7 protein-coding genes are annotated in these 6,507 nt (G+C 47.0%); 6 read left to right on the forward strand and 1 reads right to left on the reverse strand.

Translation table 11 applies throughout. From position 1 onward, the window contains the following. The coding region (locus tag J4F31_11810) for an RHS repeat-associated core domain-containing protein (protein MCE2497243.1) at positions 1–919 on the forward strand (919 nt) is incomplete at its 5' end. 395 nt (positions 920–1,314) lie between these two features. On the opposite strand, the gene J4F31_11815 is transcribed toward J4F31_11810, so the two are convergent. Continuing rightward, complete coding sequence (locus tag J4F31_11815; protein MCE2497244.1) at positions 1,315–1,620, reverse strand: helix-turn-helix transcriptional regulator; 306 nt, start codon at positions 1,618–1,620, stop codon at positions 1,315–1,317. Between the two features lie 209 nt (positions 1,621–1,829). Between J4F31_11815 and J4F31_11820 the strand changes: the two genes are divergently transcribed. The 5 genes from J4F31_11820 (at position 1,830) to J4F31_11840 (ending at position 6,443) form a co-directional block, all read left to right on the forward strand. Then, a complete protein-coding gene (locus tag J4F31_11820; protein MCE2497245.1) occupies positions 1,830–3,134 on the forward strand; it encodes a toprim domain-containing protein in 1,305 nt (434 codons plus the stop codon). Further along, complete coding sequence (locus tag J4F31_11825) at positions 3,131–4,516, forward strand: hypothetical protein (protein ID MCE2497246.1); 1,386 nt, start codon at positions 3,131–3,133, stop codon at positions 4,514–4,516. The genes J4F31_11820 and J4F31_11825 overlap by 4 nt, the downstream gene beginning before the upstream one ends. A 111-nt stretch (positions 4,517–4,627) precedes the next feature. Further along, on the forward strand, positions 4,628–5,266 hold the full coding sequence (locus tag J4F31_11830; GenBank protein MCE2497247.1) for a tyrosine-type recombinase/integrase: 639 nt from the start codon (positions 4,628–4,630) through the stop codon (positions 5,264–5,266). Beyond that, positions 5,221–5,565 (forward strand): tyrosine-type recombinase/integrase, encoded by a 345-nt coding sequence (locus J4F31_11835; protein ID MCE2497248.1) that lies wholly within the window; start codon positions 5,221–5,223, stop codon positions 5,563–5,565. The genes J4F31_11830 and J4F31_11835 overlap by 46 nt, the downstream gene beginning before the upstream one ends. Further along, entirely contained in the window at positions 5,562–6,443 is an 882-nt protein-coding gene (locus J4F31_11840; protein ID MCE2497249.1) for a tyrosine-type recombinase/integrase, read from the forward strand. Before J4F31_11835 ends, J4F31_11840 begins: the two co-directional genes overlap by 4 nt. Positions 6,444–6,507: the final 64 nt, after the last annotated feature.

A 6,507-nucleotide genomic window follows, 5' to 3' on the forward strand; every position in this document is an offset into this window, starting at 1 on the left:
TTTTTATTACTCCCCGTTTGGCGAGGAGTTGGTGGAGCAAGAACCCTACAATGCTGATTACAATAGCCCGTATCACTTCAATGCGAAAGAAGTCGACCCAGAAACGGGTTACCACTACTACGGGGCGAGGTATTACAACTCCAATTTGAGTGTTTGGTTGAGTGTTGACCCGATGGCAGATCAAGCTCCCGGATGGACGCCTTACAGGTTCTGCTTTAACAATCCAGTTATGCTGGTAGATCCGAACGGAATGTTTGAATCTATTCATACAGATGAGAGTGGAAACATTATAGCTGAGTATGATGATGGTGATGATGGTGTTTATATGCATGCTAATGGCACGACTAAAGCTGACATAGATCAGCAGAGAGCCAGTGCTGGCACGACATATGGAAATGGGGATTGCTATGGGGAGTTAGGTAGTAATATTGATATTTCTGTAGTAATGGAGAATAAGCTGAATCAAAGCTCTGCTGAAGCTAAGGATATAGATACAAAGCTTGGATATGCCGCAAAAGTCGGCCCTTATATGGAATGGGATCTTAAGAATAACGAGTCTACAATTTTTGGGATTGCCTGGGAGCACGATGAAAACACAGGAGACAAAACAACTTTCAGTTTTGGTCCATATTCAGGTATGAATGCTGCTGATGTTGGAAATTATCATGCTGGATATACTGGTAGATATACTCGAGGGGGTGAAGGGATGTCATACATGTCATTGTGGAAAGGGGCTGGAGTAGCCGAATCCTTCAAGCAGTTGGGAAAAGGTCATGGGACTCGATTTATTTCAGGAATGATGCAAGCTGGCTATTTACCAACCCCAGGCTGGTTTCCTACGACTCCTCCATATGGAGATGGCGAGAGGGATTTTATGTGGAATACACAAGGAATGAGTGATGCTGATAAGACAAAGTAGGTCCATGAGATTGAGAAAGTTCCTTTTCTTCTTTATTGTAATTTTGAGTTCGTGTTTTTCAGACTTCACAAAAAATGAACATTTGCGAACTATTGAATCACCCCAAGGAATATACTTTGAGGTTTATAAAATTATGACAGGGGGAGCTTTAGCAAGTGATAGTTATGGATACTATATCACGGATTCAATCAACTTTAGAAAACACATCGGAGTTACGGATTACGACGATCGAGATATCGTAATCGAAATTGTGGGAGATTCAGTTTTCGTTTACAAAAGAGCAGATTCTTGGTCAACAGATCCAGATACGCTAGAGGTTAAATCATATAGTATAGACCTATTGGTAAATGAAGGGAAGTGGCAGTAATACAACTCCGCCACTGAGCCGGGTTTTTTTATGAGGCGTAGGCCTGTCTTGTTTTGTAGTCTCTAAGCAGCGCAGAAACCACCCTTATAACAGTGTTTCTTTCCTCTGCCGGCAGCTGGTCTACTTCTTTATATTGCTGGATAACTTCGGCATGTGAGAGCGAAGAAGCGGCCTTGTCATCTGTATTGCCGTGCAAAAGGAAATCCATAGAAACCCCAAGCTCATCGGCCATTTTGGCCAGTACATTGGCTGGAGGGTTTACACCCTTGGCCACGTAGCGACTCATTTGTGCTTTAGAAATTCCCACCCTCTCGGCCAGTTCATTTTGGGTCATTCCTTTCTGTTTCCTGATCTGGGTTATCCTGCTGCTTATCGTCTCCATTTGTTCCGTAAAAGAAATTATCAACAACAAATTTAGCTAATACGCCTACGGAAAGAAACAGTTTGTTCCTCATTGTTGATAAAGCATCTCCTTCTTTTCTTGTGATTTGTTTCGTTTAGGTGTTTTTTTGTTCCCTAAAAGAAACAATAAAAGTTATCCACATGGAAATCTCTCAGATCAAAGCCGAGCTTCCGATAAAGAAGGTATTGGGTCATTATGGGTTAAAGCCGGACAAGCACCAGCGGCTGCGGTGTCCGTTTCACGATGACAAGACCCCGAGTTTACAAGTGTATTACAAGACCCAGACGTGTTATTGTTTTTCATCGAACTGCCCGACCCATGGCAGGAGCTTGGATGTGATTGACTTTATTATGCACAAAGAGCAGCTGACCAAGCGGGAAGCGATATTAAAGGCCAAGGCGCTTATTGGCGGTACAGGCAAAGGGGTAGCGCCTCAAAACAAGCCGCTTTCCAGGGAGCTGATCGTACAGCGGATATTCACCTACTTTAAGAACGGGATATACAGTAGTGGTCCGGCGCAGGAGTACTTAAGTGGACGGGGACTAGATTACCGCAAAACGGAGGTGGGATATAACAGCGGTCAGTTTCATCACGGTAAGCGCAAGGACAAGGCGCTGATCGAGGGGTGTGTACGCTGTGGACTGCTGTTGGATCTAGGCAACACATCGCGAACGGGCAACCGGGCGTATAAGCCATTTGGCAAGTGGGGTGTGGTTTTTCCGCTGAGAGATCGAGACCGCCAAATTGTCGGGCTGTACTTCCGCAGCATACTGGAGGACAAAAAGCAGCGCCATTTTTATTTAAAGAACCGGCAAGGGCTTTATCCGGGTTACCCGGGAGAAGAGACCAGACGGCTGATCCTTACCGAGAGTATTATTGATGCGGCTACTTTGTTGGAACAAGAAAAGATCAAAGCTCATTATCAAGTACTGGCACTCTATGGAACAAACGGCCTAACACAAGAGCATCAAAAAGCCATCCAGGATCTGCAAGAGTTAGAAGAAATCGTCTTCTTTTTAAACGGAGACCAGGCGGGCATCAAAGCGGTGGAGAAATACGCCCCGGCGCTTAAAGGGGAGTACCCCGAGGTTAAGATCACCCACGTTCAGGTTCCGGAGGGTGAAGATGTAAACAGTCTTTTGCAGGGCCACAGCCCGGATCTTTTAATCCACCTTATTGAAGACCGAAAGGAGTACGATTTTTTGCTTTTGGGCGGAAAACCAGAAGGGGCGGATATTTTTCTTTCAACGGAGAGCGAGCGCCTCGATGTGCCCATAAAGTCAGTTGAAAAAGAAAAGCCTGAACGGGCCCGGGAAGGCGGTTTGGATACCAACAACCCCTACAATCTGAAATTCACCGGCAGGGAAGCCCAATACCAAATCAAGGGGTTTAGTGTAGGCCAGCCGGATAGCCTTAAGATCACCCTTCAAATCACCTCTAGATGAAGACCATTACCTTAAAACTGGATTTGTATGAGTACAGTCAGGTGGAGAAAACCTGCAAAGCGGTATCGGAGCGTTTGGGGTTAAAAAAAGAGTTCTTGGAGCAGGACTTGGAGCAGCTTACCGGTTTGTTGGAGCAGTACAGGGAGCGGCAAGTGGTCACAGGGGGCAGAAGCGAGTTAAAGAAAGTAAGCCCCTCCCCTGAGTCTGTCACACGCTGCATGGAGTTATTGCGATCGGAAGACTTGATTCAAAAGTTTAATGAGCTGATCGGAAAGGCCGGTATCGTTGGGGAATACAACAGCCGCATTTTGCTTTTTGTTATTGCCAGCTCCTACAAGATGGAGGACACCTTACATGGGCTGATACAGGGCAGCTCGGGCAGCGGGAAGACCCGGCTATTGAAGATCATCAGCGATTTAATGCCGCCCGAGGATGTTAAAAGGTACACCCGGGTAACGGACAATAGTTTTTACAATCAGGACGAATATTTTTTTGTGAATAAGTTGGTGTGTTTTGAGGATCTGGACGGCTTGAAAGAAGATGCGCAGCTGGCCGTTCGGGAGCTGCAGAGCAATGAGATCCTAAGGACCTCGACCAGTTTAAAGGATAAAAGCGGGCGCATTACCGGTGGTGAGCGCATTGTACGCGGGCCCATCGGTTCGCTCTCCTGTACCACCAGGGGCGATACGTATGAGGACAACATCAGTCGCAGTTTTTTAATCGCCGTGGATGAGTCCAGAGCCCAGACCTTAAGGGTGATCGAGTATCAGAACAGTCTGTCGGCCGGGCAGATCGATAAACAGGATCAGGAAAAGGTCAAAGGTTTTGTGCGCAACTGCATCCGGCTCTTGCGTCCCTACCGGGTGGTCAACCCCTATGCCAATAAGATCCGGTTACCACAAGAGGCGCACAAGATCAGAAGGCTCAATGAGCTTTATCAGTGTTTTGTTCGTCAGATCACCTTGCTTAACCAGTATCAGAGAAAGCGCGATAAACAGGGACGCGTTTTGACCCAAAAGGAAGATCTGCAAACGGCCTGTGATATTCTTTTTGAGAGCATTGTCCTTAAGGTCGATGAGTTGGACGGGAGCCTGCGTCAGTTCTTTGAATCCCTTAAAGAGTATTTGACAAAGAAGGCTAAAGAGGAGTGTAAAGACCCCTCTGAGCTCGACTTTACCCAGCGAGAGATCCGTCAGGCCTTGAGCATCAGCAAAGCCCAGTGCAGCCGATTTGTTGGCCGGTTACAATCCATGGAGTACCTCACCAGTCGCTACTCAGGCAATCAGCGCAAGGTCTGTTACCGGGTCGACTATTGGGACAACTACGCTAAGCTTAGATCAAGAATAAAGGACGATTTAACAGATCAGATCGGTGCGCTGTAGGAACAATAGGGAACAGTCTTGGAACAATCTTTTTTAGTCTAAAGCCCTGATTTAAAGTCAGCTATCTAGCAAAACGGAAGAACTGTTCCTTGTTCCAAAAGACATGTGTGTATGGGAAAGCCATCAAAGATCATAATCACATCAGAACACTTTTATCGGCTGGCAGAGCGCTTTTACCGGCATCTTCTGCAGCTGGGTTACCACCCAAAGAGTTGCCGCTCTCAATATCACTATTTAAGGGAGTTTTTAAGCTGGTTGGAAACAAAAGGCAAAGAGCGGATCGAAAAGATTACCTCAGAGGATATCGCGCGTTATTACGACTACATCAGCCAGCGCCCCAACAAGACCACTGGTGGCATATTGAATCCCAAGACCACCCACGCCCACATGCGTATTGTTCGCGATCTGTTCGAGCTTCTTGTACAGGAAAAACAGATAACACAAAGCCCGTGCAGCGCCTTAAGGTTCCCCTATCCCAAGGGGGGAGAGCTGCGGGTTGTTTTGAGCTGGGAGCAGACCTGCGAGCTCTACCGGGCCAGTCAGAATGCTCAAGAGCGGGCCATTCTGAGCCTTTCTTACGGTTGCGGGTTACGGGTCGGCGAGCTTGTCGGGTGTAATGTGGGCGATATCCGACTGCGTGAAAGAATCCTTATTGTGCCTAAGGGTAAGGGCAACAAAAGAAGGGTTGTACCGATGAGCTCGTTGTGCAGGACTTATCTAGTTACTACTACAACGAGCGGGAAGCCTTGACCAAGGGGCGTAACTACACTCCGGGGGAGCAGGCCTTTATGCTGAACAAAGTGGGCCGCAGGATGCAGAAATGGACCTTTAATCACCGGCTTAAAGAAATCATAGAGCGGACAGGGAATAAGGCCATCATAGAAAAACAGATCACCACCCACCACCTGCGACACACCATTGCTACGCATCTTCTAGAGCAGGGCATGCCTACCCACCAGGTCCGCATGTTCTTAGGGCATTCCCAACTGGAGACCACCCAGCTCTATACCCGCGTTAGTGATCGCCAAATTAGAGCATTGATGCGATGAAACTGAAAGACTACCTGGAGGAAAAATACAGTATCACTTCCACTGGCGGCTATCAGAACATGATAAACCGCTACCTGCTGGCTCTGGGGCAAAGAGCTGAGAAAGCCACCTACTCAGAAGTCCTCGACTACATCGGGCAATTACGGGAACAAAACCTACATCCCAAGTCCTTAAGAAACCACCTTTTTGCCATCAAGATCTACTACAGCTATTTGATCGCCAGTGGAAAGCGTAAAGACCACCCTTGCAGGTACTTAAACCTAAAAGACCAGATCAACCGGCAAATACAAGTAGAAAGTCTTTACTCCAAACAGACCCTTCAAGAGCTTTATAAAAGCTACCGCCCAGCGGCCTCTGAAAACGAGCGCCGAGATAAGATCATCATCAGTCTTTTGATCTACCAGGCGTTAACCGTCCTTGAAATCTCTCAAATCAAAACCGCAGATGTAAACCTGGAGGAAGGAACGGTAAAGATTAAAGCAGGAGGCAAGAACAAAGCAAGGACACTGAGTTTAAAGCCCAATCAGATCTTACTGTTCCACCGGTACCAAAAAGAAGACTGGAAGCGCTACCACCGAAAACAAAAGCCCGGAAAACGCTCTGATTATCTGCTGATGAATACCAAAGGTCTAAAGCTCTGGCCGGGCAGTATAAACCGGATGATCAACAAAAAAAGAGCAAAGCACCAAAGGCTGACTCCATTAAAAATACGGCAATCAGTCATCGCCCATTTACTCAAAGAGAACCACGACATCAGAATTGTTCAGGAGTTTGCCGGACACAAAAGAACGGCCAGTACGGAAAGCTACAAACAATCCGGACTAGAGGAGCTCAAATCCTTAATTGATACCCTTCACCCCCTACAAGCGGCTAAGTAACATAACAGCTTCTTATGGTCGCACCCCTTCGGGGCGGCCCATAAGGCCATTATGTTAAATAGCC

Source organism: Flavobacteriales bacterium (assembly GCA_021296215.1).
Lineage (GTDB): Bacteria > Bacteroidota > Bacteroidia > Flavobacteriales > ECT2AJA-044 > ECT2AJA-044.